Origin of the sequence: Duganella sp. HH101 (assembly GCF_001758795.1) — a bacterium.
In the GTDB taxonomy this organism is placed as follows: domain Bacteria; phylum Pseudomonadota; class Gammaproteobacteria; order Burkholderiales; family Burkholderiaceae_D; genus Rugamonas; species Rugamonas rivuli.
In genome coordinates, this window is sequence record NZ_LRON01000003.1 from 188,430 (window position 1) to 212,972 (window position 24,543).

Sequence of the window (24,543 nt, forward strand, 5' to 3'; positions counted from 1 at the left end):
GGCCGCCATGCCGCGGACCGAGCAACAGCGCCTGGGCCGGCTCGGCGAAGACCGCGCGCTGGCCCATTTGCTGCAGCACGGCCTGGTGCTGGTCGAACGCAACTTCCTCTGCAAGGCGGGCGAGATCGACCTGATCATGCAACATGGCGCCCACCTGGTGTTTGTCGAAGTGCGGCGCCGGGCGGGCGGCCGCTACGGCGGGGCCGCCGCCAGCGTCACCCCGGCCAAGCAGCGGCGCCTGATCCACGCCGCCCAGTTTTACCTGCTACGCTATCCCAGCCTGCCGCCATGCCGCTTCGACCTGGTCGCCATCGACGGCGAAAAGTTGTCATGGATGCAAAACACACTCGAAATGTAAGCATTTTTAACAGCGCTTGTCCGGCTCGTTGAGCGGCTGCACTATAATCAGCACACTATGAATAATCAACGCATACTCTCGCACTTCCACGAAAGTGCCGAACTCAAAATCCAGTCCGCCACCGTCCTCGCTCCGCACATCGCGCAAGCGATCGAGCTGATGTTCTCGGCGTTGTCCAACGGAAACAAGATCCTGGTGTGCGGCAATGGCGGTTCGGCCGCCGACGCCCAGCACTTCGCGGCCGAGCTGGTCGGGCGCTTCGAGCGCGAGCGCTTCCCGCTGCCGGCCATGGCGCTGACCACCGATACGTCGATCCTGACGGCGGTGGCCAACGACTACAGCTACCGCGAGATCTTCTCCAAGCAGGTGCAAGCGTTCGGCCAGGCCGGCGACATCCTGCTGGCGTTCTCCACCTCGGGCAACTCGGCCAACGTGATGGCGGCGATCGAAGCGGCGCTGGAGCGCGAAATGCGCGTGGTGGCCATGACCGGCAAGGGCGGCGGCGCCATCGGCAAAATGTTGACCGACGCCGACGTGCACATCTGCGTGCCGGCCGACCGTACTGCCCGCATCCAGGAAGTCCATCTGGTGACGATACACTGCATTTGCGACGGCATCGACGTCGCGCTATTCGGAGGAGATGTGAATGAGTAATCCCGGCGCTATCTGGAAAAAAGTACAACGGCCGCTGGCCATGAGCGTGCTGTGCGGCGCCATGCTGGCGTCGCTGTCGGGCTGCGTAGCGCTGGTCGCGGGCGGCGCCATTTCCGGAACGCTGGCCGCTACCGACCGCCGCACCCTGGGTGCGCAGACGGAAGACCGGGCGATCGAAGTCAAGGGCGGCATCAAGCTCAACAACGTCATCGGCAATGCGGGTCACACCAATATCAACAGTTTCAACCGCCGCGCCCTGCTGACCGGCGAAGTGCGCGACGAGGCCATGAAGGCCGCCGCCGAGCGCGAACTGCGCGGCATCGAGGGCGTGCTCTCGGTCATCAACGAGCTGGAAATCGCCGGACCGTCGAGCTACACCTCGCGTTCCAACGATGCGCTGATCACCACCAAGGTCAAGGCCAGCCTGGTCGACATGAAGGATATCTCGGCCAACTCCTACCAGGTGGTGACGGAGCGCGGCGTGGTCTACCTGCAGGGCCGCGTGACCCAGCGCGAAGGCCAGATCGGCGCCGACGTGGCGCGCGGCGTCAGCGGCGTGAACAAGGTGGTCAAGGTGTTCGAGTACATCACCGAAGAAGAGTGGAAGAGCTACCAGCCTAGCAAGCCGGCCGGCAACTCGTAATTGCGGGGAGGTCTATAATGGCCTCACCTTCTTCGATGTCTGGGCTTATCATGCAAGAGACCAAATCCTCCCCCGGCTGGGTCAAGCCGGTCGTGGCCGCCGTGTTGATCGGCGCCATCGGCCTGGGCGGCTACCTGATGCTGAACCAGCGCCAGAGCGCGCCGGACGTCACCTTCGTCAGCATCAAGGGCGAAAAGATTTCGCCGGCCAGCCTGCGCGGCAAGGTGGTGATGGTCAATTTCTGGGCCACCTCGTGCACCACCTGCGTGGCCGAGATGCCGAAGATGGTCGACACCTACAACAAGTTCAAGGGGCAGGGCCTGGAGTTCGTCGCCGTGGCGATGAACTACGACCCGCCCAACTACGTGCTGAACTATGCTGAAACCCGCCAGCTGCCGTTCAAGGTGGCGCTGGACGTCGACGGCTCAGCCGCCAAAGCCTACGGCAACGTGGCGATGACGCCGACCACCTTCGTCATCGGCAAGGACGGCAAGATCCTCAAGCGCTACCTGGGCGAACCCGATTTCGCCGCCCTGCACAAGCTGCTGGAAGCATCGCTGCACGGCTAGAAGCCGGCCTGCAGCGACAGGTACAAGCCGTGCTGCTTCTTCGGATTGAAGATGGTGATGTCGCCCAGCTCCGCGTACGCGGCCGTCACTGAAAAGTTCTTGCTCGGGAACCAGGCCACGAAGGCATCGTAATACGCCTTCTCGTTGTCCACACCCAGGTTGTGCGGCTTGCGCCGGTACTCGGCGCCCACCGCCAGCTTGCGGTTGACCAGGTAGGCCGCCGACACCTCCGGCATCAGCCGCTGGCTGTCGCCCTTGTCGCCGCCGAATCCCAATATCCCCATCTGGTTGGCGCGGGTCGCCCGCAGCGTGCCGTTCAGCAGCAGGCTCTGCTCGAACAATATCTTGGTGGCCGCCACGTAGTAGTCGTAGCCATGGTCGTCCTTGGCGCCCAGCTGCGTCACATTGGTCACACCCAGCGCGCCCAGCCCGGCGATGCCCTTGTTGCGCTTGTACAGCACGCCGATCGCCACCTGCGGCATCCAGCTATCCTGCTCGTAGACGGCGTCGCCCGCCACCTTCAGCTTCAGGCCCAGGATGTCCTGCTTGATGTTCAGCAGGTTCAACGGCGCCAGGCTGCCCTTGAATTCCTGCTTGGCCAGCGAAATCTCCAGCCGGTCGGCGATGCCCACCGCCACGCCGTAGCTGTTGAGCTTGTAGTCCTGGGTGTCGACGTAGGTGTAGTGCGCGTTCGCGCCCCAGCTGTCGCGCGTGCCGTAGCCGCTGATCAGCGCCCACGGCGTGATGCCGCCGCCGCCCGCGCCCTCCACCTGGCTGACGCCGCCGGTGGCGAGGAACTTGCCCATGTCCGGCCTGGCCTGCGCCGCCGCGCCGCCGCAAGCCAGCGCGGCGATCAAAGCTGGGATGATGTTTTTCATTGTTCTGCTCCTGGCGGGATTATTTGGTCACGATGGCGCGCTGCATCGGCGCCAGCTTCGCGATCAGCTTGTTCGATACGCTGCTGGGCACATTGTTCTGCTCCATCGCGATCTGCAAGTCTTCCGTCAGCGCGTTGAACATGGCGTTGGTGATCTTCAAATCCTGGTGCACGGTGGCCATGTCGCGCACGGTGCCGACGCCGTCCATCGTCTTGTCGCGGTATTTGCCGGTGTACTTGCACGGGCCGCCGGCGAACTCGCAGAACTGCTCCTGCAGCCGCACGTTGAGCTGCACCATGTCGAAGTCGGCGAAGCTGTCCTTGATGCGCGGATCGGCCAGCAGCATGGGGACAAAGGTATCGACGATCTTCTTGATGCCGTCCTTGCCGCCCAGCCCGCGGTAGGTGGAATCGTCGGTGTAGGGGGTTTGCGCCGCGGCCAGCGAGGAGGCCAACAGCAGACCGAGTGCGGTCACTCTGGAGAATTTCATCATGTCGTATCCTTATGAGCGGGGTCCATGCCCGGCTACAATTTAGCAGTTATTTCGGATACAAAACCATCTGTGTGCAACGGAACAACGCTATCGTTTTACCAGTCGCCTTGTTGGTGACGATGGCGTCCCACACCTGCGTGGTGCGGCCCAGGTGCACCACTTTCGCGGTCGCCACCACGACGCCATCGCGCGCCGTGCCCAGGTGGTTGGACTTCAACTCGATCGTGGTAAAGCTGTTCGCGCCTTCCGGCAGGTGCGAGAAACAGGCGTAGCCGCAGGCGGTATCGGCCAGCGTCACCACGCTGCCGGCGTGCAGGAAGCCGTTCGGCGCCAGGTGGCGCGGCGTCACCGCGAACTCGGCCACGATCTCGCCCTCGGCCACGCCGGTGATGACGATGCCCAGGTGGTCGGGCAAAGTGCCTTTGCCGAACTGGTTAAAATATTCCGGATTGAATTTGCTGGCGTCCATGGCGGTCTTTCGCGAGAGGGAGGGCTTGCGCCCGACGCCAGCGATGATAGCAACTTTCACCCTACATCACACGGACCCAGTTGCCTTTGTACAGTATCGGTCCGGTCGGCCCTTTCGGATCCGGCGAGCCGCCCTTCGGTTCCAGCGTGACCGCCAGCAGCGCCACGTCGTCGCCGATGGCCTTGCTGGTCATCGCCAGCCTGACCTCGCCATGGTCGCCCACCAGGCCCAGCGAACGCGGATTGCCCGACTTCGGCACCGCCCACAGCTCCAGCGATTTATCGCCCGGCACCGCCGCCGCGCCCACCACGCGCACCGTCATCGCCTGATGGCGGCTGTCGCCGGTCAGCACCAGCGCGGTCTGGGCCTTGTCGTCGGCCAGCGTGGCGATGTAGTCGAGCTGCGGCGCCTCCAGCGTACGCGTGGCCACCACCACCACCAGCACCGCCGCGACGGCGCTCGACGCCACGCCCAGCGAACGCCAGAACGTCACCGACTCGTTGCGCCAGAACTGCCAGGCGGCATGGGCGCTCGGCAGGTTCAGGCGGCGCTCGATGCCGCGCCACACCTGCTTGCGCGGCGCCTGCGCGGTCGAGAACTCGGCCAGCGGCGTCAGCCTGTCCTGCCATTCGACGACGATGCGGCGCAGCGCCGCGTCATTGTGCAGATAGCCTTCGAAGCGGCGGCGCGCGCCGCCCTTCAACGTGCCCAGCACGTATTCGGCTGCCAGCTTTTCGCGCAGCGGGGCGTTGTCGCGGAGGTTCAAGGGCGCTCTCCCTTCGCCAGGCAAGTCTTCAACTTCTCCAGGCTGCGGCGTATCCAGGTCTTGACGGTGCCGATCGGCAGCGCCATCTGCTGCGCCACTTCGCTGTGCGACAGGTCATGGAAGAAGGCCAGGCCGAGCACCTGCCGGTGCAGCCCTTCCAGCGCGGACATGCAATAGGCCAGCGCCTTGGCGTCGCGGCTCATTTCGAGTGCCTCGATGGGCGTGGCTCCGGGATCGTGCAGTGCATTGATAACCTCGCTGTCAAACTGTTCCCCGTCGATTTCGGTGGTGGCGTCGCTACGGCGCAGCAGGTCGAAGGCCTTGTTGCGGACGATGGTGGTCATCCAGGTCATCGGTGCGGCCAAATGGCTCTGATAGCTGCCGGCGTTGTTCCAGATCGCGACGAAACTCTCTTGCAGCACCTCTTCGGCCAGTTCGCGCTTGATCAATATACGCAGCGCGAAGCCAAACAGTTTCGCTGAGGTCGCATCATAAAGTGAACGAAATGCGACAGCATCGCGTTTGGCCGCGCCGTGCAGCCAGGTGCGCAACTGCTGGGGATCGAGAGTATTCGCGTCGGACACTGCGGGCCTTGGGGAAGTGGAGGAAATGGGCAAGCGTGAGAAAAATACCATATACCGCACGCGCGCGAACACAAATATATTTTGAATCCGATCGGTTCTTTCTTGCGTACATGCCCCATCGATAACGCATTGCGAGGGCAACACCATGATCGAACGCAGCATCGCCGGGCTGATCGCCGCCGCCATCGCGGGCTGCGCTGGTGCGGCCGAGGCCGAACCAGGCGCCAACGACGCGCCCGCCGCCCGCGTGATCGTGTTGGCACATTACGACAACGCGCTCGGCACCTCGGACGCCGCCAGCCAGGGCACGGTCACATCGGCGCTGATCGCCAGCCGGCCGGCGCTGCGCACCGGCGAGCTGCTGGAGTTCGTGCCCGGCATGATCGTCACCCAGCACAGCGGCGACGGCAAGGCCAACCAGTACTTCCTGCGCGGCTTCAACCTCGACCACGGCACCGACTTCGCCACCTATGTCGACGCCATGCCGGTCAACCTGCGCAGCAACGCGCATGGCCAGGGCTACTCGGACCTGAACTTCCTGATCCCGGAACTGGTGCAGCGCATCGACTACAAGAAGGGCAGCTACTACGCCGACGAGGGCGATTTCTCCTCGGCCGGCGCGGCGCACATCCGGCTGGCCGACCGCCTGGCGCAGGGCAGCGCCAACCTGACCTTGGGCAGCTACGGCTACCAGCGCGGCGTGCTGGCCGACTCGTTAGCGGCGGCCGGCGGCACGCTGCTGTACGGCCTGGAGCTGAGCCGCAACAACGGCCCGTGGCAGACGCCGGAGCGGGTGCGCAAATACAGCGGCACGCTGCGCTACACGCGCGGCGACGCGCAGGACGGCTACAGCGTCACCGCCATGGCCTACCGCAACCGCTGGAACGCCACCGACCAGCTGCCGCAGCGCGCGGTGGACGACGGCAGCTTCGACCGCTACGGCAGCGCCAACCCCAGCGACGGCGGCGACACCTCGCGCACCAGCCTGGCGTGGGCCATGCACAGCCGCGGCGAGGGCAGCCTCGCCGAAGCGTCGGCCTATCTGGTGCGCTCCAGCCTGGACCTGTACAGCGACTTCACCTACCTGCTCAACGACCCGGTCAACGGCGACCAGTTCCAGCAAAGCGAACGCCGCACGATGGCCGGCTTCAACGCGAGCCGGACGCGGGTCAGCCGGTTCGCCGGCGTCGACATGCGCAACAAGTTCGGCGTGCAGACGCGCTACGACCGCATCGCGCCGCTCGGCCTGTACCACACGGTTGCGCGCCAGCGCATCGCCACCGTCAGCGAAGACCGCGTCAACGAAGCCAGCGCCGGCCTGTATTGGGAGAACACCAGCTACTGGTCGCCAACCTTGCGCAGCATCGCCGGCCTGCGCCACGACGCCTACCGCTTCAACGTCAACGGCGCGGGCACACAGGCGCACAAGACCTCGCCCAAGCTGTCGCTGATCTTCGGCCCGTGGCGCAGCACCGAGTACTTCGTCAACTACGGCGCCGGCTTCCACAGCAACGATGCGCGGGGCGTGCTCAAGGCCGCCGACCCGGCCACGCCGCTGGTGGGCACGCGCGGCGCGGAGCTGGGCGTGCGCGGCGCATGGCTGCCCGGCCTGCAAAGTTCCCTGTCGCTGTGGACGCTGGATATCGATTCCGAACTGGTGTTCGCCGGCGACAGCGGCGACACCGAGGCGACTCGCCCCAGCCGCCGCCGTGGCGTCGAGTGGAGCAACCACTATATCGCCGCTCCCTGGCTGCTGTTCGATCTGGATCTATCGGCATCGCACGCGCGCTATCGCCGCGGCGACCCGGCCGGCAACCACGTGCCGGAGGCGCTGGACAAGGTGGCCTCGTTCGGCGTGACGATCAAGGACATCGGCCGCTGGTCCGGCGGCTTCGAGCTGCGCTACTTCGGCCCGCGTCCGCTCATAGAGGACAACAGCGTGCGCTCGGCCCCGACCACGCTGGCCTACGGCCGCATCGCCTGGCAGCTGGACCGCAAGACCCGGCTGACGCTGGACGGCTTCAACCTGTTCGACCGCCGCGCCAGCGACATCGATTACTACTACGCCTCGCGCCTGCCGGGCGAGCCGGCGGAAGGCGTCAATGGCGTGCACTTCCATCCGGTCGAACCTCGCACGCTGCGGCTGACGCTGAGCCGGAATTTTTAAAACGAATTTTTAAAACATAAATATTGACGAACCTGAATCCGATTTGAATCGCGCCGCGTATATCACGGTGCAGTACCTGCCAGATCAACCTAGAAGGGGAGAATACAAGATGCAAACCATCGTCAAACACGCAATGCGCGCGGCCGTCATCGGCGCCATCGCCAGCGCATTCGCACCGGCGGCCATGGCGTCCAGCCACCGCGAAGCACCGTTCGTCACGCAGAGTCCCAAAGTCGACGGCACCGACTTCTATATGTTCCGCAGCTACGAAAGCGGCCGCGCCAACTTCGTCACGCTGATCGCCAACTACATCCCGCTGCAGGATGCCTACGGCGGCCCGAACTACTTCGCCATGGACCCGAACGCGCTGTACGAGATCCACATCGACAACAACGGCGACGCCAAGGAAGACCTGACCTTCCAGTTCCGCTTCAATAACACCAACAAGGACACCAAGCTGACCGTCGGCGGCAAGCAGGTATCGATACCGCTGGTGATCAACGGCGGCGCCATCGCCGGCCCGAACGCGCCCGGCGCCAACGTGCGCGAGACCTACTCCGTCAGCGTGGTGCGCGGCGACCGCCGCAGCGGCACCAAGGCCGCCGTCACCAACGCGGCCGATGGCACCAGCACCTTCGACAAGCCGCTCGATAACATCGGCAACAAGTCGATTCCGAATTACGCGGCCTATGCGGCGGCGCATGTCTACAGCGTCAACATCCCCGGCTGCAGCACGCCGGCGCGGATGTTCGTCGGCCAGCGCAAGGATCCGTTCGTGGTCAACCTCGGCGAGACTTTCGACCTGGTCAACATCAAGGCGCCGGCGACCGAATTCAGCGCCAACGCCGAGAAGGCCGCCAAGGACGACCTGGCCGACAAGAACGTGACATCCATCGAAATCGAAGTCGCCGCCTCCTGCCTGACCGCCGCCGGCAGCAGCGATCCCGTCATCGGTGGCTGGACCACCGCCAGCGTGCGCCAGGCCCGCCTGCTGAACCCGACGCCGAACACCAGCACCGCGTCGAAAGAAGGCGGCGCCTGGACGCAGGTGTCGCGCCTCGGCATGCCGCTGGTGAACGAAGTCGTCATCGGCCTGAAGGACAAGGACACCTTCAACAGCAGCAAGCCTTCCGGCGACGCGCAGTTCGCGACCTACGTCACCAATCCAACGCTGCCGGCGCTGATTGAAATCCTGTACGGCAGCGCAGGCGCCAAAGCGCCCACCAACTTCCCGCGCAACGACCTGGTGGCGGCCTTCCTGACCGGCGTCAAAGGCTTGAACCAGCCGGCCACCGTGGTCGCTTCCGAGATGCTGCGCCTGAACACCGCGACGCCAGCCGTCGCGATGGGCGCGCAGAACCGCCTGGGCGTGATCGGCGGCGACAATGCCGGCTTCCCGAACGGCCGCCGTCCCGGCGACGACGTGGTCGACATCGCGCTGCGCGTGGTGATGGGCAAACTGTGCACGATCAACCTGGGCTGCGCCCCGGCCGACGCACCGGCCGGCGGCCTGCACTTCACCGACGGCGCCTATCTGGACGACAGCTACTTCACCGCCGCCTTCCCGTACCTGAAGACGCCGATCGCCGGTTCGCCGCAAACCTCGGGCGTGACCTCGGCGGCACGGAGCAAGCCATGAAGTACCTCGGCCTGATTGCGCTGCTGGTGCTCAGCGCATGCGGAGGCAGCACCAGCTATGAAGACCACACGCCAGTGACACCGCCGCCGCCACCACCGGTGGTGATGCTCGATGCTTTCTACACGGCCGTCATGGCGTTCATCGGCGACGGCAGCGAAAGCTCCGCCGAACCAGCGGGGACGGACACCGTCGTCGCCACCGCGCCGGAGGATACGGAACCGGTCGCGTACAAGTAAGCCTTGCAGCACAAGGGCGGATGCGAGTGCGTCCGCCCGTTTTTCCGTTTGAGGTCGATATGAAGAAGCCGATTTTCACCTTGCTGCTGCTTGCTGCGGCCACCGCCATCCAGGCGGCGCCGTACGTTCCCGCCAGTGGCGCGCAAGTGATCGAGACACTGCCACGCCGCGGCGATCCTGTGCAGCAGGAGCTGCGCCGCATGCGCAGCGAATTGAACGCCCATCCCAACGACATGGCGCTGGCCACCACGCTGGCCACGCGCTACATCACGCTGGCGCGCAGCGAAACCGATCCACGCTACCTCGGCTATGCACAAGCGGCGCTGGCGCCGTGGTGGTGGCTGACATCGCCGCCGGCGCCGGTGCGCCTGCTGCGCGCCACGCTGCTGCAAAGCACCCACCAGTTCGATCCGGCGATGGCGGACCTGAAGGCCGTACTGGGGGCCGATCCGGCCAACGCGCAGGCATGGCTGACGCAGGCCACCGTGCAAACCGTACAGGGCGACTACGCCGGCGCCTCCGCCAGCTGCGCGCGGCTGTCGTCGATGTCGATAGAACTGATCACCATCACCTGCATCGCCAACGTCGGCACGGTGACGGGACGCTCGCTGAAAAGCGAACAACTGCTGGACCTGACGCTGGAGCGCAGCAGCAACGCGCCGGACGGACTGCAAGTATGGGCCTTGACGCTGCTGGCGGAAATGGCGCAGCGACGCGGCGCGGCCGACATCGCCGAGGCGCGCTACAAACGCGGCCTGGCCTTGAGCCCGCGCGACAGTTATCTGCTGGGTGCCTATGCCGATTTCCTGCTGGAGCAGCGGCGCGCCGGCGAAGTCCTCGCATTGTTGAAGGACCAGACCCGCATCGACGCGCTGCTGCTGCGCCGCGCATTGGCCTTGCAACAGCAGGGCAACGCCCGCAAGGCGCTGGCCGAAGACGTGAAGGAACTGGCGGCCCGCTTCGACGCCGCCGCCCGGCGCGGCGACACCGTGCACCAGCGCGAGCAGGCGCGCTTTGAACTACTGCTGCGCCACGATCCGGCCGGCGCACTGGCGCTGGCCCGCAAGAACTGGGCGGTGCAAAAAGAACCGGCCGACATCCGCATCTACCTGGAAGCGGCGGCGCAGGCACGCGATGCGGGCGCCGCCAAGCCGGTGCTGGACTGGATCGCGCTGCATCACGTCGAGGACGTGGCCGCAACGCGCCTGGTCCGTCAAATGCAAACGGGGACATGATGGGACGCCTGCTCTTATTCTTCGCGCTGCTGTGCGGCGCTGTGCTGCCTGCTTCGGCGCACAAGCCGAGCGACAGCTACCTGTCGCTGGAGGTGCAGGGCGAACGCATCGCCGGCCAGTGGGACATCGCGCTGCGCGACCTGGACTTCGCCATCGGCCTCGATCAGGATGGCGACGGCAAGCTGACCTGGGACGAGATCCGCACGCGGCATGCGGCGATTGCCGCCTACGCGCTGGAGCGCCTGAGCATCGCCACCGACAAGGGCGCCTGCCTGATCGACACCGACGAACAACTGATCGACGACCACACCGACGGCGCCTACAGCGTGCTGCGTTTCCACGTCACGTGCCCAAACCCGCTGGCGGCGCTGACCGTCAACTACCGGCTGTTCGCCGATCTCGATCCGCAGCACAAAGGCTTGCTGCGCCTGGTGCATGACGGCGCGACGTCGACGGCGATATTCGATCCCGCGCATGCGCGCCAGAGTTTGTCGCTATCGTCGCCGGATCGCTTGCAGCAGTTCGGCGCTTACGTGAAGGACGGCGTGTGGCACATCTGGATCGGCTACGACCATATCCTGTTCCTGCTGTCGCTGCTGCTGCCGGCGGTGATGCTGGGCGCGCGCGGCACGCCGTCGGCCAGCCTGCGCGAGTCCTTCATCGATGTGCTGAAAGTGGTGACGGCGTTCACGCTGGCGCATTCGCTGACGTTGACGCTGGCCAGCCTGTCCTTGATTGCGCTGCCGTCGCGCTGGGTGGAATCGGCGATCGCGGCCTCGGTGGTGCTGGCGGCGTTGAACAATGTCTATCCGCTGTTCCGTGGGCGGCGGCCGTTGGCGGCGTTCGTATTTGGGCTGATCCACGGCTTCGGCTTCGCCAGCGTGTTGATCGACCTGGGCTTGCCGCAGGGGGCGCTGCTGGCGAGTTTATTCGGCTTCAACCTGGGCGTGGAGATCGGCCAGTTGTGCATTGTCGCCGCCTTCCTGCCGCTGGCGTTCGCGTTGCGCGGCACGTGGTTCTACCGCCGGCTGCTGACGGGCGGCTCGGTGGCGATTGCGCTGTTGGCGGTGGTATGGCTGGTCGAGCGCGCGTTCGACCTCCAGCTGATCGGCGCCTGATCAGGCCCACTGGATCGGCGTTTTCCCGTTGGCGATGAGGTAGTCGTTCGCGCGCGAAAATGGCTTGCTGCCGAAGAAGCCCTTGTGCGCTGAGAACGGCGATGGATGCGGCGAGGTGATGACCAGGTGTTTTCGCCCGTCGATAAAGGCTTTCTTTGAAATCGCGTAGCTGCCCCACAGGATGAACGCCAGCCGTTCGCGTTGCTCGGACAGATGGCGGATGGCGCTGTCGGTGAAGGTCTCCCAGCCTTTGTGGGCGTGCGATCCGGGCTCGCGGGCGCGCACGGTGAGCACGCTGTTCAGCAGGAATACGCCCTGCTGCGCCCAGTCCGTCAAATCGGTCTGGCGGCGGTCCAGGCCGAGGTCGTTGTGCAGTTCCTGGAAGATGTTTTGCAGGCTCGGTTGCGGGCGGTTTCCTTCCGGGACCGAGAAGCAAAAGCCCATCGCCGCGCTGGGCGTGTGATAGGGATCCTGGCCGAGGATGACGACTTTGACGTCATCGAAGGGCGTCAGATCGAAGGCCCTGAAAATGCTCTTGCCGGCCGGGCAGCACTGGTAAGCGGCATACTCGGCCCTTTATATCCAGGTCTAGTTTTCCAGCCTGGACCTTGATCGCGGTTTCCCAGATAGAGATGCTGCTCACATACACAGTCTGCGCTGTCGCGATACGGGCGCGCGAATGCCGAGGCAGCTTTCGACTGTCTTGCAGCCACCAGAGCAAGACATGGGTATCTAGTAGGAGCTGCACTATTTGCCTTCGAATGCGGCCTGTATGTCTTCAGGGAGTGGCCCATCAAAATCATCGGCGATCCAGATCTTTCCCTTCATGGAACCGGGCTTTCGCAATGCCATATGAGCGTGGATCGCCACCAGTCGGACAAGAGGTTTACCACCTGTGGCGATGATGACTTCCTGGCCATTGGAGGCATCTTCGATCAGTGTCGATAGCCTGATTTTCGCTTCATCAATATCGAATATCGCCATGTTCTTCTCCGGGCAAACAATTCCAGTCTAGCTTGCGCAAAGATGATGACAAGGTAGCGATATGACGATCCTCTGATATCGCTCAACGAAAAAAAAGCAAGCCGTCTCGCGAGGGCTTGCTTCTTTTGATACTGCGGAATTTTTAGCCGGCTGTGAACGTTCATAAGTACATGCGACAAAAGGTCGGATTTTTGCCTGTTTCTCCGCTAGTTCGTGCGACAAGTTTCGTAAATTAGTGCGACCATTTTTGGGTTTATCAACTCCAAGAAAAATCTATCGTGCCAGTTAGAAAAATACCAAAGAACTACTTAGTTGTCACCGGTAGCTTCGCCGGCCGCAAGAACCGTGAACCCAATGCTTTTGAGTCCTTGCTGGAGAAGGAGTACATGCTACTGCTCGACTTTGACAATAGTGTACTTCACTACGAAGTCCAACCGGTGAAAATCCCAGTTCCAGGGACTCCGAGAGGCTATACCCCCGACATCCTGATTCACTTCAAACCGGATCCCGCTACCAACTTCGCTCGTAGACCGCTACTTGCCGAGGTCAAACATTCCGAGTACCTCACAAAGTACGAGGAAAAATATAAACCGAAATTTTCCGCAGCTGAAGCCTTTGTTCAGGAGCTCGATTGGGAATTCAGAAAAGTAACTGAAATTGACATCCGCACTCCGCGGCTTACAAATCTCAAATTCCTAAGGGAGTACAGAAGTGTTGAGCCCTCCACCGACGATCTAACGCTTCTGGAAGAAGTTATTTGCTCAACGGAAGGCAAGGCTACTGCTAACCAACTTCTGCAAACCCTTGCGGCAACTGATGATGAACGCATGTATTGGCTACCAATTATTTGGCATGCGGTCATAAGTGGCTTCTTCACTACCGATCTAAACACGCCAATAAGCCATGACTCCATCTTATCCCAAGCGTGAGACCCTGAAATGAAAATGCAAGAGCCACAATTCCTACATATACGAGAAGGGGCAACCATCTCACATGATGGAAAGGAATACGTCATCCTCTCGGTGGCCGACCTCAACTTGGTGCTAGCCAAGGAGGTCGGAACCAACACCAAAGCGCTTATTAAAATTGGCGACATAAGCCCGCCTACGATCGTCGGCGACAGCCCCGAGCGCGCCCCTGTAAGACGCGAGTTGGTATCAATACCGACAGAAACGTGGGAGCTCGCTGAAGAGAAACTCCGTCTCATTAGTCCGCTAGTCAATAATCACTATCGGCATTCAGGTGCTTTAGCCAACGAAATAGCTGCCGAGGCCGGTGTCAGCAGAGCTACTATCTATCGATGGGTAGCAGCGTACCGCTCTTCTGGTCAGCTTTCCTCTCTCATTTCAAACACGTTTGAACGCGGAGGAAAAGGCAAGGGCAGAATTTCTTCTGATGTTGAAGCAATCATCGAAGACGCGATCAAGAATTTTCACAACACGGACCAATGCCAATCGATTGCTGAAACAATTACAGATATCCGTCGTCGCTGCTCCAACGCAAATCTTAAGCTTCCTGGCGCCAGTACTATCAGAAAAAGACTGGAATGGACAGACGGGCGTGAGCGCCTTCTTCGACGCAAAGGCGAGGCCGCAGCTTATCAACGCTACGACCCTATCAAAGGCAGCGTACCTGATTCTGAGTGGCCTCTCTCCGTAGTCCAAATGGATCACACCGAGCTACCCGTGATCATCGTGGATGACGTTTATCGGAAATCAATACGACGTGTATGGATAACTTTGGCGATCGATGTCTTTAGCCGTGTTTGTCTCGGAATGCATCTGTCTTTAGATGCGCCTTCAGCCATGTCTGCGGGTATGTGCGTCTCGCACGCAATTCTGCCTAAGGAACGATGGCTAAGTCGCCTCGGCATCACCACTGTTGACTGGCCTGCCTGGGGAACCATGGGCATCCTTCACATGGACAATGCGCGTGAATTCAGAGGAAACATGTTGCGCTTAGCATGCAAAGAGTATGACATCGACCTTCACCTACGCCCCGTCAAAAAACCACGCTACGGCGCCCACATTGAACGACTGATGGGTACTGTTTCTCAAGGACTAAAAACCTTGAAAGGTGCCACATTTTCTGGTCCTTCTGAAAAGGGTGAATACGATGCTGAGGGCAATGCTTGCATGACCTTCAGCGAGCTGGAACGTTGGTTAGTTTTATTTTTTGCGAAATATCACAAAGCGCCACATAACGGCATTGCTACATCACCACTATCCAAATGGCGTGAGGGGCTTCTAGGGACAAAAGAAAAACCAGGTCGGGGCCTGCCGGCGCGGCGTCTCGATGAGGAGACGCTGAGAATCAATTTCATGCCGTTCTTCGAGAGGAGCGTCCAGAACTATGGCGTACTTCTCGATCACGTTCATTACTATCATGACGTTCTGCGCCCATGGATCAATACGCCACATCCAGACTTCAAGAAGCACAAACGCAATTTCCGATTTCATCGAGATCCACGCGATATCAGCATCCTATATTTTTTTGATGAGCACGCAAAACGGTATTTCGCTATACCGTACCGGAATACAGGTCTTCCTTCTGTCAGTATCTGGGAGTTGAGGGACGCCCATCGAAGGGCCAGCGAACGTCGCATCTCACTCGACGACGAACGTGCCATATTTTCTATCATTAACGAACAGCGAAAAATCGAAGAAGAAGCGGCAGAAAAGACCAAGGTAGCTCGCCGAGAACAGCAGCGCCGTATTCAAAACGCCAAAGCTAAAGTAGACCGGAAAGAAGATCTACCGAAGATCAGCTCCGTCGAACCTTCAATAACTACGCCCGATATTCCTGGCTATGACCCAGACTCGGTCTTTCTGTTGGAGGATGAATGACGGTAGCTCCAAATTTTTCACACCTTAGTAGTACCGCTTCTGCATTGTTGCATCACACAGATGAAGAGCGAATTTATGCAATTCGTGAAGGCACTTGGCTTGCCTATCCAGATGCAAAAAGAGTCATCAAGCATATGGAAGATTTGCTCTCCTATCCACGAGTTACAAGAATGCCGAACCTGCTCCTCGTCGCTCCATCCTTTAATGGAAAAACGTCCATCCTTCAGCGATTTGAGGCTCTTCACCCGCCTGATGAGGATCCGGCCAAAGAGGTATCGCTCCATCCTGTCGTGCTGGTAGAGATGCCGCCAAAGCCTGATATCAACGACTTTTACACAAGGATTCTCGATAGGCTAAAAGCACCGTATCGACACAATGCAACTGATCGAGAGAAGTACTCTCAAATCAAAACGTTGTTCCGTAATATGGGCGTCAAAATGCTAGTCGTCGATGAGATACAGCATTTAATTTCCGGCGGTAAGGTTCGACAAAGCGAATTTCGTAACGCACTGAAAAGTTTGGGTAACGAGACGGGAGTTGTGATGGTGGCAGCAGGGATTGAAGAAGCGCTTAATGCATTTAACACTGATCCGCAGATGTCGAGTCGATTCACCCCAATCACTCTACCACTCTGGCGAGCTGACAAGAACTTTGCCTCGTTGCTGGCAACCCTTGAAAATCGAATGCCGTTGAAGTATCCGTCGAATTTAAAGGATCCAGGCATGGTGCTTACGCTGCACAATCGCAGTGAAGGGACTATCGGTGATATGTGCGATTTAGTGAAAGAATTGGCTGTCGATGCAATTCGAAGCAAGGCAGAACGCATTACCAATGATCGCGCGAAATCATTTGATTGGATCCCTCCTTCCAAACGTCGAGAATATCAACGATTCTAGGAACTATGTCGAACCTGCCATCCAAACTGTGGCCTGTGAGAGATAGACCACTACCCGATGAGCTTTTATCATCATGGCTTGTTCGTCTGGCGCACCTCCATGGACTGAAAGCGCAGTCGTTTTGTCACTTAGTCTTCGGGAACGAACATCAGGTCTGGAACCGCGATATTGATCGACTTGCCCCAGCTTGGCTGATTGAGGGGTTATCTACTGGGACCGGCGTATCAATGTCTACAGCCTTAGATAGCACACTACGAGTCTACGAAGGCTTGTTTTATCCAAAATTTAGGACAGCCGGAAATTTGCCATGGGTACTTACACAACAAATGTACCACCGAAAACGCAACGGGTTTGGTCTACAGTTTTGTCCTCAATGCCTTAAGGAAGACACTGTTCCCTATTTTCGCAAGCGATGGCGCATTGCGGTTAATACAACCTGCCAATTGCATGGGTGCCACCTTCTTGACCGATGCCCTGCGTGTGGACATGCCATTGCAGTGCATCGCTTGGATATGGGAAATGGAGCACTACCTGAAAGTGCGCCGCTTTCACAATGCTTCGCTTGTGGGGTCAACCTTGCACTTGCTATTACGTCACCTATCTACGGCTATGCAAAGGATGCTAGCCAGCTCTTAGCAAGAATTGAGCAAAAGTTAGAGGCAGGCACGGTGCAATGGACCCGTGTCGAGATCGAAGAGCTAGCGGTCTTAAGACACTTAACTGGGTTAATGACAGCTCGGTACCAACATGACTATCTACGTGAATATGTTGCTGATCAATTGCGTGTTAAAGATATCATTCTTGACCCGAAGGGTCTATCTGTAGAAGCACGACCGTGGGAAGAGCGCCGGCATCTTATCCAACTTGCCGCCTGGTTGCTAGCCGATATCGACTATAGACTAACTAATGCCTGGAAAGCTGGATCAATCCGGTACAACCTGTTGCTGAAAGGTTTGGACTCTCCTCCTGCTTGGTATGTAAAAATTGTAAAACCCTTGTCAAACTGGAGGGACCGATAGGCTGTCTCACTTTGATTCTGGCGAGAATCTTAGGAAACATGAATTGGAAATTTCAGATATTTTTATCACTGAAAAATTAGGTAGGCCGGACTAATCGCACAAATTAAAGACTAAGTCTTCGGCAGGGATGGATAATTCACGCGGATAGACAGAAGAGGCAAACTTAGCAAGAGCAGTTTCAGCAAACAAACGAGCACTATTTAACGCTTCCCTGTCTCCAGCCCTTCAGCACTACGTAGCTATGAAATCTGCAGCGTGGCGAACGGCAAACCACGCTAGGCGACACGCGTCCGTCTGCTGAAATCGAATGCTTTTTTAAAGTCATTCCATGCCCACTGGGACAGGTCATTGTGGCCTTAAACCGCGCGATTGTAGAAGGATGGCATTCCTTCCAGAAGCCTGGGGGAGGATCCCCTATTCCATCATGGCGCTTCAAATACACATGCAAAGTTCTGTCTTGCCTTCCACTAGGCCAGATAAAACTAATCAATGATTTGAAGAAAATCGTCACAAGGATTCACATTACAAATGAAGCCGATTGCGAGAGATCAAATTTAACAATCGATATGTTAATGCTTGAACGCTGACCTCATATCTATTCGCAAAATGGCTAAGCTGCTCGCCGTTTTCCATATCCAGAGGGACATTTGTCAGATCAGAACTAAGCATCTCCTCGGGCATAAGAAGCTCAGCAGCAAAAGCATTTGCCTCAATTTCCAAGACATCCTGCCCATCAGACGATGCACTCGATCTGAACATGACATTGAAGGCCTTATCAACGTGAACATTCTGAATGTTATGCAGAAGCGCATGCCCAAGTTCGTGAGCGATTGTAAATCTTTGCCTTACTTGAGACTGCTCACTGGCCACACCAATAATTAGCTGATCTCCTTTGCGCATTAACAAACCAGAGATCTCTTGCCGAAAATCGTTATAAACAATTTTTGCTCCGATATGCTCAGCAATTCGATCGACAGCAATCGGAGGTTTGGTGATGTCGAGTTTCGCAAGAAGTTCTGAAGCCTCTCGAACGATAAGGGAGTATCGGGGGCGAGTAGAAGTATTCATGCTATGTCTCTATTGCTTCGAACAGATCTCAAAAAATCTGAGACCGCAGGAAGAGACTCATACTCATGTGGACCTGGCTCCTCATGCGTTTGAGAATCCATAGGTAGTAAATCTGGGACGGATACTTGGAGCGCCATAGCAATTTCAACAAGTTGATCGACTAAAAGACGTTGGCGACCTAACTCGATATTCGTAAGCGACGTTCTCGACACACCAACTGTGCTTGCAAGTTCACTTTGAGTCAAGCCCGCCGCATCTCTAGCACCTCGAATCGCTGAGCCAACTTTCTTGTAGAACAAACTTGTCTCCATCTTACCTCCCCTTAATCACCCAGATTAAAACAGAAGTGGGTAAATGTCAACCACACTCACATGTTTGTGCAATTGACGTTTGCCATGTTGACACCTGAAAAATGTGGGTGTACATTACAAATCAAGCTCAAGTGAGCACAACCCGACGAGGAACCCGAAATGCAACCACAGCAAGAAGAGCAACAAAAGAAACCCGAAGACAAGCCAATCGCGGTAGCAGTTATCACCCCAAGCGGCGTGTTTCCGAACGACGACGACTACCGTCGCGCCTTCGAATCCGCGTTGGTGAGTGAGATTCTGCGTGCCGCCGCGATAACGCTGCAGCTGACGAATACCAGCGACTGGGTAGCATTCGTCGACAACAAAGAAATCGATCCAGGTCAAACCTTCAAGCACCAGGGCTTGCACGGTATCGTCGAGATCGAATGGCACAAGCGCGAGGGCGGCGGTGGCGCACGAACTGCTCTCTAAGCGTCATTTCGAGGACGATGTCAAACATCTGACGGATCGGTTTTTAGAAAATCGGGCATGGGTGCTCAACCAACTCGACTACCCATGCATCGATGTAACGTTCGTTGGAACCCAGCCGTTGCGCGTCAAGTTCAAGTGCGATGGCTGGCCAGATCAACCTCCAGCTGCAGAGCTGTTGGACAGCGCGGGAAACCCGTATCCGAACATGCCAGGTTTTACGATTTTTAACGCGAACACACATCCTGTAACTCAGGCGCCTGCGTTCATTTGCATGCGGGGAATCCGCGAATATCACACGCATCCTAGCCATCTGAGCGAGCACTGGAATACTCACATGTCCTCTGATGGGAATAGTCTGGTCGGTTTGCTGGACCAAATTTCAACTGCTTGGCGTAAGGTGTACCCCAAATGAACAAGATCACGATCCCCCAGGCAGAACTGCAGCAAACCCTCGAGTTGCTGCAAGAAGGCGGTCGCGTAGGCTGCGAGACGGTTGTGTTTTGGGTTGGCAAAGACAACCAAATCAGCGAAGTATTTCGCCCTGAACAGAACGTAAGAGCTGATATGTTTCACTTGCCTCCGGCTGCTATGCGTAACCTGATGGCGTACTTACGACAAAATCGCAAGAAGATCCTGGCGCAAATTCATTCACACCCGAACGAAGCATTTCATTCGCGTGCCGATGATCAGTGGGCCGTCATACGTCATCAAGGAGCTTTGTCCTTTGTACTGCCTGAGTTTGCGCGCACTACAACCGTCGACAACTTCATGCAAGAAGTCGCCGCTTTTTCTCTGTCAGCATCTGATCAGTGGGTCCAGATTTCTTCTGATCAGGCCATCGCCATTCAATAGGAACCATCCCACCATGACCGACTCGCATAAAGCTAACATTGAATCATTGATGGCCTTAACTGGCGGATCTGAAACGGAGATTTCGGACCGCCTAACGGCCGGGATCGTTATTTCGCATGGTTCGATAGCTGCTTGCCATAAGCTGGCGAGTTACGTGCAACAAATGGTGGGATGCACTTTCCAGAATCTGAACAACTCCACGCCGGCCGCACTTCATATTTCCATCGGTGACAACGAGGCAGCGCAGGCACCAATCCATGTTCGGGTCCGCATCGACAGCACGGATTGCATCACCATGTTGTCGCTTGGGGATGGTGACAACTGTGTACTCGATCATTCGGAAGATATTCCGGACCTCCTACTGAAAATCGCTGCGTGCTATATCTGCGGCCAAGTAGTAGCGCACGTTGTTGGCTCAGATCGTACATTCCTGTCCCGGGCTTTCCCTATTTCCGCCAAAGCACTTGGCATAAGCGTTGAAGAACTGCGGCATCCTCTGGATCTTGATGAGGCAGTTTTGGTGGGAGCCGGCGGTGTCGCAAACGGACTTCTTTGGGCGCTGCAGGAGTTGAAAGCGACAGGCACGTTGACCGTCGTTGATCCTAAAGTAGTGGCAGATTCAAACCTTAATCGATGCCTATTTTTCGGTCCCAAAGATGTCGGTACTCCTAAGGCCCAAGTCCTGGCACAGACGTATGCCCATCCGACATTGAAGCTGGTGCCAGAGGTTTGTACTTTCTCCGATGTCGTCGCGAAGCGTACCCGAGTCCGTCGAGCTATTACTACGACCGATAGCCGCCGAGTAAGGCGATCAATTCGTAGCGAATTGCCACTGGAAATTATCGACGCATCGACTACCGACCTTTCTGAAGTTGTAACTTTCTCGGAAGCTCAACCTACTGACGACGCTTGCCTATCATGTATTTACACCTTTGCCCCCGAAGAAGAGAGCCGTGAACGCCATATCGCAGAAACCCTGGGCCTCACTGTCGATGAAGTCAGAGAACAATTGATTAGTGAACGTGTCGCATTAAAACTGGCACAACTGCACCCAAGCCTACAAGAAAGGGCCTTGGTCAACATGGCCTTCGACAGTCTCTTCCGCGAGATGTGTGGATCAGGAGTGTTACTCACTCCAGAGACTAAGCAGGTTCTGGCGCCACTCGCCTTCGTTTCCCACTTGGCCGGTGCACTTCTAGTGATTGAGTTGCTGCGCCGTTCGAAGAGTGCGTCCTATCACCCGACGGCAAATTATCTTTGCCTGGATCCGTGGCGCCCACCTCATAGCAAAGCCCGACTACGAAAAACTAAACGTACTGACTGCGAGTTTTGTTCTAACCCACTCAATCATCAAGTCATGCAGGAGATATGGCCTGAAGAATATGCATCTACTTAAAAGGGAGACGATGAGCATTCACATTTATCGAGAGGGCGGCAAGTTCCGACTCATTCCAGAGCTGCTGGCACGTCAGCTCCGAATAGTGGGGGTCGTGGTCTTCACCTCCGGTCGAGTACGACAACGAACTATCGCCCGTCAAGTAATGGATCTTGTCAGTCCAGATATCGAACCTGTGCATGGAGAAAGCCAAAGCATCAACGGCTGCATGTGCATCATCGATACCGAACGCTACTCCCTTCGAGAAATACTCCTCCAGGTAGCTGCAATCGATGAGCAGTCCGAGCAGCGACTCGAACCCTGATCTCACTAAAATTGGCTTAAAAATATACTTCTGCTGTAAAGTCTCGATTCTCAGCACGCTTGGTATGTAAAGGGCGCAGAACAATTGTCTAATTGGAGAGACCGGCAAATTTCCGCTTCCGGACTGCCGCCGTTGGGGGCGGTCGATATTCCTTTAGCCATGCGGCTCTCTTCAGCTAATTTCCATCGAGTATCTCATCAAAGAGGACACTGATTCCCATCTCAAGCGGAAAGTCGAAGAATAGCGTGGCTAAAAAGGTTTCATTGGATCTTCGACGGAACGGATATGAAAACAGTCGATGCAAAGCCGAAGCGTCCCAGGTCCAGCCGCCGGCATGTGTACCATGGCGTAGTCTAGAGTAGGATCATCCGCACAGACAGAACACACATCTGTATTTCCCGTTGCCTTGATGGCGGCTTCCGATATTGCAGCCTGCTTGGGGTTCCATTCGCGCAGCGAAGCAAACCACTCAGGCGTGTGGGGGCGGAGTAGCTCGCGCGGTACGGACTCAACTAGTCCCCTACGCACGAGCCAAGCTGTTGCCGCCGTAATGCGACGAGCATGAAACTGCGTCAAGAGGTCATACAGCTCTATTTTGAGGCCGAAGTACTGACGAGGGTGCAACGTATTAATGGTCACGTAACCCGCGTGGTTCAGGACAAAACGGTTTTGACACAATTTATCGTCTACCAGTAGCTCTTCGCAGTACCTCCGTTTGCGCTTTTCCGAGCCATCGTGTCCTTCCATTAATGCGACGTGGTATTGCCAAGAATTCCGTTCAAATTCATCTCGCCACAATTCCAGGTATCTCGAAGATCGCAGAGCCTGTACAAGGTGAGCGTCTCCCTCCGAATGCTCAATCAAATAGGCATCAATATCGTTGAGCGACTCAATCCCTGAGGATAGTTTGCGGGCCTCCCGAAGCAAGGCATTAGTTGAGTCACGCATGGCCTGAACAGTATCAAGATCCTCACGCCGGTCAGCCTCCTCTTCTGGACTGAGATCCCTAAGCACATTAGGCACCTCAACAAGCGCAGCGCTCTTCAGCAATTCTCCGGGGTGGCAAAAGTCAGCATCCGGCACTAGGCTGGCGCCGGCATTACGATAGGCTTGAGCGACTAAACGTGAGCAGAACTGTCTGCGGCCAGCAAATAAACCAGCCAATACACTCTGGGCGGCGCTCGCCATGGAGTATCGAGTACCAACCGCAGCTCTAGCGAAAGCGACGACGGAGCGCAATTGGTCAGTCGTCAACGGCTTTACGGGCCGAAGCACATGACCAGCACAACCTGGCTCAAGAATTAGCCGCTCAAGATTGCGCGCGTGAACGCCGTCGCCAGTGGAATCAATCACACTCGACTTAGCGATGCAAATCATGGCATGAGATATGTCCGCACCGGTGACTATACGAATAGCTTGACTAACCAGTTCAGGCGTCGTCGTCATCACGATATCGCCCGGCTGAATGAGGTTGGCGACAAACACGCGAGGCCGCAGTTTCGAATTATTCATCTCATAGCCCGTATTAAGCAACAGTTCGGCGCAGTATCTCATCAGGCAAACAGATTGTAATCGTCGTCTTCTGTTTCATCCGTGATATTTTCATTTTTAGGGTGACCGTATTTCGCGGTTTGAAAGGTGCTTTCATTGCTGCTCCCCGCACAAAGCATTTTAGCTATTGAAAATCTCCAGCCACCTCTTGCGCCGTTTTATGGTGGTCTTGTCGGCCAAAAGAAAGTAGAAGAAGTCCTCGTAATGAGGAATGACCATGGTCGCTATGGCTTGACTATTTTCGTACTCGCTTGCCTTGTGAGCCATGGCCTCCAGCAGTAGGTGGATTGGGCGAAGGGCCTCCACCAATCGCCAGATGATCAGCGGGGCACTTTTCTCGATCACATACTGGCGGTGCAAGCAGTCAAAGACCATCATGGGGTGGCCTGACTCGTCCAAGTGGATGGTGAAGCCGTTAAGCTGTCCTGTCCTGTCCATGCTGTAGAGAAGATCCATTGCACACTTTTGCCTGACTTGGTGCGGTGTGTGTCGCTCATATACGGTACGAGCGATCTCCAGCCACTTGTCCAACGGGCTGAGACTCAACTTGGCCTCACACACCTCGTTCAGATTGAAGTAGCGGGAGTTCGTGGCGTACTCGGTGAAGAAGTCAATCAAAGCCTCGTCCTCTGGCTCCAGGGTTGGTTGCTTGATTCGCTTGGAGTGGTAGGTCGGCATGAGCTTTACACATTCGCCGTACAAGGTCTTCACGTCATGCCCAAACTGATTCTTTAGCTGTTTGATCGTCGGTGTGGAATAGTTGTTCGTCAGCATGTAGTGAGTGACGACAGCCAGCTTTAGAAGGCGTTCCATGCCAATGGAGATGTGAAAAAAGGACGAGTAGAAATAGCCGTCCTTGTCCTGGAAGAAATTGGCTTTCAGGAGGAGATCAAAACCTGAAAGGATGGTGTTCTTCGTAAGGTGTGCTTCTTGGGCGAGAAGGGTGAATTTCTTGTCAAATCCAATCTGATTCATTGCTACTCTTCCCTTTTGTATGGGACTTAGAAGTCCACTGGCGAGTTCGGGGGCGCGACTT

General features: G+C 57.5%; 29 protein-coding genes and 1 pseudogene. 18 read left to right on the plus strand and 12 right to left on the minus strand.

Translation table 11 applies throughout. The features are described 5' to 3' along the window. Nucleotides 1-7 precede the first annotated feature (7 nt). The 4 genes from DUGA2_RS06000 to DUGA2_RS06015 are packed head-to-tail and all read left to right on the plus strand — an operon-like array spanning nt 8 to nt 2,224. Entirely contained in the window at nt 8-358 is a 351-nt protein-coding gene (locus DUGA2_RS06000) for a YraN family protein (protein ID WP_070267920.1), read from the plus strand. Nucleotides 359-415: 57 nt separating this feature from the next. Next, nucleotides 416-1,012 carry a phosphoheptose isomerase gene (locus tag DUGA2_RS06005; protein ID WP_008443191.1) on the plus strand — a complete coding sequence of 199 codons (597 nt, stop codon included), beginning with the start codon at nt 416-418 and terminating at the stop codon, nt 1,010-1,012. After that, nucleotides 1,005-1,655, plus strand: a complete 651-nt coding sequence (locus tag DUGA2_RS06010; protein ID WP_070267921.1) for a BON domain-containing protein — start codon at nt 1,005-1,007, stop codon at nt 1,653-1,655. Before DUGA2_RS06005 ends, DUGA2_RS06010 begins: the two co-directional genes overlap by 8 nt. Before the next feature lie 50 nt (nt 1,656-1,705). Next, the gene (locus tag DUGA2_RS06015) at nt 1,706-2,224 is read left to right on the plus strand and encodes a peroxiredoxin (RefSeq protein WP_070267923.1); all 519 of its coding nucleotides are present in this window, start codon (nt 1,706-1,708) and stop codon (nt 2,222-2,224) included. Here DUGA2_RS06015 and DUGA2_RS06020 read toward each other — a convergent pair. From DUGA2_RS06020 to DUGA2_RS06040, 5 genes are all read right to left on the minus strand, one after another. Beyond that, a complete protein-coding gene (locus DUGA2_RS06020; protein ID WP_070267925.1) occupies nt 2,221-3,102 on the minus strand; it encodes a DUF3034 family protein in 882 nt (293 codons plus the stop codon). The two genes, DUGA2_RS06015 and DUGA2_RS06020, sit on opposite strands and share 4 nt — an antisense overlap. Before the next feature lie 19 nt (nt 3,103-3,121). Then, nucleotides 3,122-3,595: a group 1 truncated hemoglobin gene (locus DUGA2_RS06025; protein WP_070267927.1), complete on the minus strand. Its 474-nt coding sequence runs from the start codon at nt 3,593-3,595 to the stop codon at nt 3,122-3,124. A 46-nt stretch (nt 3,596-3,641) separates the two neighbouring features. Next, a complete protein-coding gene (locus DUGA2_RS06030; RefSeq protein ID WP_070267929.1) occupies nt 3,642-4,064 on the minus strand; it encodes a PaaI family thioesterase in 423 nt (140 codons plus the stop codon). Nucleotides 4,065-4,125: 61 nt separating this feature from the next. Beyond that, on the minus strand, nt 4,126-4,830 hold the full coding sequence (locus DUGA2_RS06035; RefSeq protein ID WP_070267930.1) for an anti-sigma factor domain-containing protein: 705 nt from the start codon (nt 4,828-4,830) through the stop codon (nt 4,126-4,128). Beyond that, nucleotides 4,827-5,414 carry a sigma-70 family RNA polymerase sigma factor gene (locus DUGA2_RS06040; RefSeq protein WP_070267932.1) on the minus strand — a complete coding sequence of 196 codons (588 nt, stop codon included), beginning with the start codon at nt 5,412-5,414 and terminating at the stop codon, nt 4,827-4,829. Before DUGA2_RS06040 ends, DUGA2_RS06035 begins: the two co-directional genes overlap by 4 nt. A gap of 145 nt (nt 5,415-5,559) precedes the next feature. On the opposite strand from DUGA2_RS06040, the gene DUGA2_RS06045 reads away from it, so the two are divergent. The 5 genes from DUGA2_RS06045 (at nt 5,560) to DUGA2_RS06065 (ending at nt 11,809) form a co-directional block, all read left to right on the plus strand. After that, nucleotides 5,560-7,581: a TonB-dependent receptor gene (locus DUGA2_RS06045; RefSeq protein WP_070267934.1), complete on the plus strand. Its 2,022-nt coding sequence runs from the start codon at nt 5,560-5,562 to the stop codon at nt 7,579-7,581. 109 nt (nt 7,582-7,690) lie between these two features. Then, entirely contained in the window at nt 7,691-9,220 is a 1,530-nt protein-coding gene (locus tag DUGA2_RS06050; protein WP_083296225.1) for a DUF4331 domain-containing protein, read from the plus strand. Beyond that, a complete protein-coding gene (locus DUGA2_RS06055; protein ID WP_070267936.1) occupies nt 9,217-9,456 on the plus strand; it encodes a hypothetical protein in 240 nt (79 codons plus the stop codon). Before DUGA2_RS06050 ends, DUGA2_RS06055 begins: the two co-directional genes overlap by 4 nt. 59 nt (nt 9,457-9,515) lie before the next feature. Next, complete coding sequence (locus DUGA2_RS06060) at nt 9,516-10,691, plus strand: hypothetical protein (protein ID WP_070267937.1); 1,176 nt, start codon at nt 9,516-9,518, stop codon at nt 10,689-10,691. Next, nucleotides 10,688-11,809: a HupE/UreJ family protein gene (locus DUGA2_RS06065; RefSeq protein WP_070267939.1), complete on the plus strand. Its 1,122-nt coding sequence runs from the start codon at nt 10,688-10,690 to the stop codon at nt 11,807-11,809. Before DUGA2_RS06060 ends, DUGA2_RS06065 begins: the two co-directional genes overlap by 4 nt. On the opposite strand, the pseudogene DUGA2_RS06070 reads toward DUGA2_RS06065, so the two are convergent. From DUGA2_RS06070 to DUGA2_RS06075, 3 genes and pseudogenes are all read right to left on the minus strand, one after another. Next, nucleotides 11,810-12,370: pseudogene (locus tag DUGA2_RS06070) on the minus strand (uracil-DNA glycosylase); the annotation flags it as partial. Continuing rightward, nucleotides 12,306-12,557: a type II toxin-antitoxin system VapC family toxin gene (locus DUGA2_RS34960; RefSeq protein ID WP_071658860.1), complete on the minus strand. Its 252-nt coding sequence runs from the start codon at nt 12,555-12,557 to the stop codon at nt 12,306-12,308. The gene DUGA2_RS34960 and the pseudogene DUGA2_RS06070, both read right to left, overlap by 65 nt. Further along, entirely contained in the window at nt 12,557-12,793 is a 237-nt protein-coding gene (locus DUGA2_RS06075) for a type II toxin-antitoxin system Phd/YefM family antitoxin (protein ID WP_070267941.1), read from the minus strand. Before DUGA2_RS06075 ends, DUGA2_RS34960 begins: the two co-directional genes overlap by 1 nt. 278 nt (nt 12,794-13,071) lie before the next feature. Between DUGA2_RS06075 and DUGA2_RS06080 the strand changes: the two genes are divergently transcribed. Genes DUGA2_RS06080 through DUGA2_RS32465 form a run of 4 tightly spaced genes read left to right on the plus strand, consistent with a single transcriptional unit; the run spans nt 13,072 to nt 17,554 of the window. Further along, a complete protein-coding gene (locus DUGA2_RS06080; RefSeq protein WP_070267943.1) occupies nt 13,072-13,722 on the plus strand; it encodes a heteromeric transposase endonuclease subunit TnsA in 651 nt (216 codons plus the stop codon). Between the two features lie 9 nt (nt 13,723-13,731). Then, a complete protein-coding gene (locus tag DUGA2_RS32455) occupies nt 13,732-15,639 on the plus strand; it encodes a Mu transposase C-terminal domain-containing protein (RefSeq protein ID WP_083296228.1) in 1,908 nt (635 codons plus the stop codon). Further along, nucleotides 15,636-16,535 (plus strand): TniB family NTP-binding protein, encoded by a 900-nt coding sequence (locus tag DUGA2_RS32460; protein WP_071658861.1) that lies wholly within the window; start codon nt 15,636-15,638, stop codon nt 16,533-16,535. The genes DUGA2_RS32455 and DUGA2_RS32460 overlap by 4 nt, the downstream gene beginning before the upstream one ends. 5 nt (nt 16,536-16,540) lie before the next feature. Next, nucleotides 16,541-17,554: a TniQ family protein gene (locus DUGA2_RS32465; RefSeq protein WP_071658862.1), complete on the plus strand. Its 1,014-nt coding sequence runs from the start codon at nt 16,541-16,543 to the stop codon at nt 17,552-17,554. Nucleotides 17,555-18,076: 522 nt separating this feature from the next. Here the strand turns inward: DUGA2_RS32465 and DUGA2_RS32475 are convergent. Together DUGA2_RS32475 and DUGA2_RS34965 are read right to left on the minus strand one after the other, a co-directional pair. Then, nucleotides 18,077-18,622 carry an ImmA/IrrE family metallo-endopeptidase gene (locus DUGA2_RS32475; RefSeq protein ID WP_071658863.1) on the minus strand — a complete coding sequence of 182 codons (546 nt, stop codon included), beginning with the start codon at nt 18,620-18,622 and terminating at the stop codon, nt 18,077-18,079. Then, on the minus strand, nt 18,619-18,933 hold the full coding sequence (locus DUGA2_RS34965) for a helix-turn-helix transcriptional regulator (protein ID WP_071658864.1): 315 nt from the start codon (nt 18,931-18,933) through the stop codon (nt 18,619-18,621). Before DUGA2_RS34965 ends, DUGA2_RS32475 begins: the two co-directional genes overlap by 4 nt. Nucleotides 18,934-19,092: 159 nt before the next feature. Between DUGA2_RS34965 and DUGA2_RS06095 the strand changes: the two genes are divergently transcribed. From DUGA2_RS06095 to DUGA2_RS33345, 5 genes are read left to right on the plus strand one after another with little or no spacing between them, the layout of a single operon-like run. Next, entirely contained in the window at nt 19,093-19,404 is a 312-nt protein-coding gene (locus tag DUGA2_RS06095) for a hypothetical protein (protein ID WP_070267947.1), read from the plus strand. Continuing rightward, nucleotides 19,382-19,816 (plus strand): putative metal-binding protein, encoded by a 435-nt coding sequence (locus tag DUGA2_RS32485; RefSeq protein ID WP_071658865.1) that lies wholly within the window; start codon nt 19,382-19,384, stop codon nt 19,814-19,816. The genes DUGA2_RS06095 and DUGA2_RS32485 overlap by 23 nt, the downstream gene beginning before the upstream one ends. After that, on the plus strand, nt 19,813-20,256 hold the full coding sequence (locus DUGA2_RS06100) for a Mov34/MPN/PAD-1 family protein (protein ID WP_070267949.1): 444 nt from the start codon (nt 19,813-19,815) through the stop codon (nt 20,254-20,256). The genes DUGA2_RS32485 and DUGA2_RS06100 overlap by 4 nt, the downstream gene beginning before the upstream one ends. A 13-nt stretch (nt 20,257-20,269) precedes the next feature. Further along, nucleotides 20,270-21,652: a ThiF family adenylyltransferase gene (locus DUGA2_RS32490; protein WP_071658866.1), complete on the plus strand. Its 1,383-nt coding sequence runs from the start codon at nt 20,270-20,272 to the stop codon at nt 21,650-21,652. A gap of 10 nt (nt 21,653-21,662) precedes the next feature. After that, on the plus strand, nt 21,663-21,956 hold the full coding sequence (locus tag DUGA2_RS33345; protein WP_141753200.1) for a hypothetical protein: 294 nt from the start codon (nt 21,663-21,665) through the stop codon (nt 21,954-21,956). Between the two features lie 249 nt (nt 21,957-22,205). On the opposite strand, the gene DUGA2_RS32495 is transcribed toward DUGA2_RS33345, so the two are convergent. Together DUGA2_RS32495 and DUGA2_RS06110 are read right to left on the minus strand one after the other, a co-directional pair. After that, complete coding sequence (locus DUGA2_RS32495) at nt 22,206-23,468, minus strand: YiiX/YebB-like N1pC/P60 family cysteine hydrolase (protein ID WP_210402534.1); 1,263 nt, start codon at nt 23,466-23,468, stop codon at nt 22,206-22,208. Nucleotides 23,469-23,627: 159 nt separating this feature from the next. After that, entirely contained in the window at nt 23,628-24,482 is an 855-nt protein-coding gene (locus DUGA2_RS06110; RefSeq protein ID WP_070267952.1) for a hypothetical protein, read from the minus strand. Nucleotides 24,483-24,543: the final 61 nt, after the last annotated feature.

Bases quoted from the DNA above. Each gene is read 5' to 3' on its own strand.
- DUGA2_RS06000 (WP_070267920.1), top strand. From the start codon at position 8: ATGCCGCGGACCGAGCAACAGCGCCTGGGCCGGCTCGGCGAAGACCGC.
- DUGA2_RS06005 (WP_008443191.1), top strand. From the start codon at position 416: ATGAATAATCAACGCATACTCTCGCACTTCCACGAAAGTGCCGAACTC.
- DUGA2_RS06010 (WP_070267921.1), top strand. From the start codon at position 1,005: ATGAGTAATCCCGGCGCTATCTGGAAAAAAGTACAACGGCCGCTGGCC.
- DUGA2_RS06015 (WP_070267923.1), top strand. From the start codon at position 1,706: ATGCAAGAGACCAAATCCTCCCCCGGCTGGGTCAAGCCGGTCGTGGCC.
- DUGA2_RS06020 (WP_070267925.1), bottom strand. From the start codon at position 3,102: ATGAAAAACATCATCCCAGCTTTGATCGCCGCGCTGGCTTGCGGCGGC.
- DUGA2_RS06025 (WP_070267927.1), bottom strand. From the start codon at position 3,595: ATGATGAAATTCTCCAGAGTGACCGCACTCGGTCTGCTGTTGGCCTCC.
- DUGA2_RS06030 (WP_070267929.1), bottom strand. From the start codon at position 4,064: ATGGACGCCAGCAAATTCAATCCGGAATATTTTAACCAGTTCGGCAAA.
- DUGA2_RS06045 (WP_070267934.1), top strand. From the start codon at position 5,560: ATGATCGAACGCAGCATCGCCGGGCTGATCGCCGCCGCCATCGCGGGC.
- DUGA2_RS06050 (WP_083296225.1), top strand. From the start codon at position 7,691: ATGCAAACCATCGTCAAACACGCAATGCGCGCGGCCGTCATCGGCGCC.
- DUGA2_RS06055 (WP_070267936.1), top strand. From the start codon at position 9,217: ATGAAGTACCTCGGCCTGATTGCGCTGCTGGTGCTCAGCGCATGCGGA.
- DUGA2_RS06060 (WP_070267937.1), top strand. From the start codon at position 9,516: ATGAAGAAGCCGATTTTCACCTTGCTGCTGCTTGCTGCGGCCACCGCC.
- DUGA2_RS06065 (WP_070267939.1), top strand. From the start codon at position 10,688: ATGATGGGACGCCTGCTCTTATTCTTCGCGCTGCTGTGCGGCGCTGTG.
- DUGA2_RS06075 (WP_070267941.1), bottom strand. From the start codon at position 12,793: ATGGCGATATTCGATATTGATGAAGCGAAAATCAGGCTATCGACACTG.
- DUGA2_RS32455 (WP_083296228.1), top strand. From the start codon at position 13,732: ATGAAAATGCAAGAGCCACAATTCCTACATATACGAGAAGGGGCAACC.
- DUGA2_RS32460 (WP_071658861.1), top strand. From the start codon at position 15,636: ATGACGGTAGCTCCAAATTTTTCACACCTTAGTAGTACCGCTTCTGCA.
- DUGA2_RS32465 (WP_071658862.1), top strand. From the start codon at position 16,541: ATGTCGAACCTGCCATCCAAACTGTGGCCTGTGAGAGATAGACCACTA.
- DUGA2_RS32475 (WP_071658863.1), bottom strand. From the start codon at position 18,622: ATGAATACTTCTACTCGCCCCCGATACTCCCTTATCGTTCGAGAGGCT.
- DUGA2_RS34965 (WP_071658864.1), bottom strand. From the start codon at position 18,933: ATGGAGACAAGTTTGTTCTACAAGAAAGTTGGCTCAGCGATTCGAGGT.
- DUGA2_RS06095 (WP_070267947.1), top strand. From the start codon at position 19,093: ATGCAACCACAGCAAGAAGAGCAACAAAAGAAACCCGAAGACAAGCCA.
- DUGA2_RS06100 (WP_070267949.1), top strand. From the start codon at position 19,813: ATGAACAAGATCACGATCCCCCAGGCAGAACTGCAGCAAACCCTCGAG.
- DUGA2_RS32490 (WP_071658866.1), top strand. From the start codon at position 20,270: ATGACCGACTCGCATAAAGCTAACATTGAATCATTGATGGCCTTAACT.
- DUGA2_RS33345 (WP_141753200.1), top strand. From the start codon at position 21,663: ATGAGCATTCACATTTATCGAGAGGGCGGCAAGTTCCGACTCATTCCA.
- DUGA2_RS32495 (WP_210402534.1), bottom strand. From the start codon at position 23,468: ATGAATAATTCGAAACTGCGGCCTCGCGTGTTTGTCGCCAACCTCATT.
- DUGA2_RS06110 (WP_070267952.1), bottom strand. From the start codon at position 24,482: ATGAATCAGATTGGATTTGACAAGAAATTCACCCTTCTCGCCCAAGAA.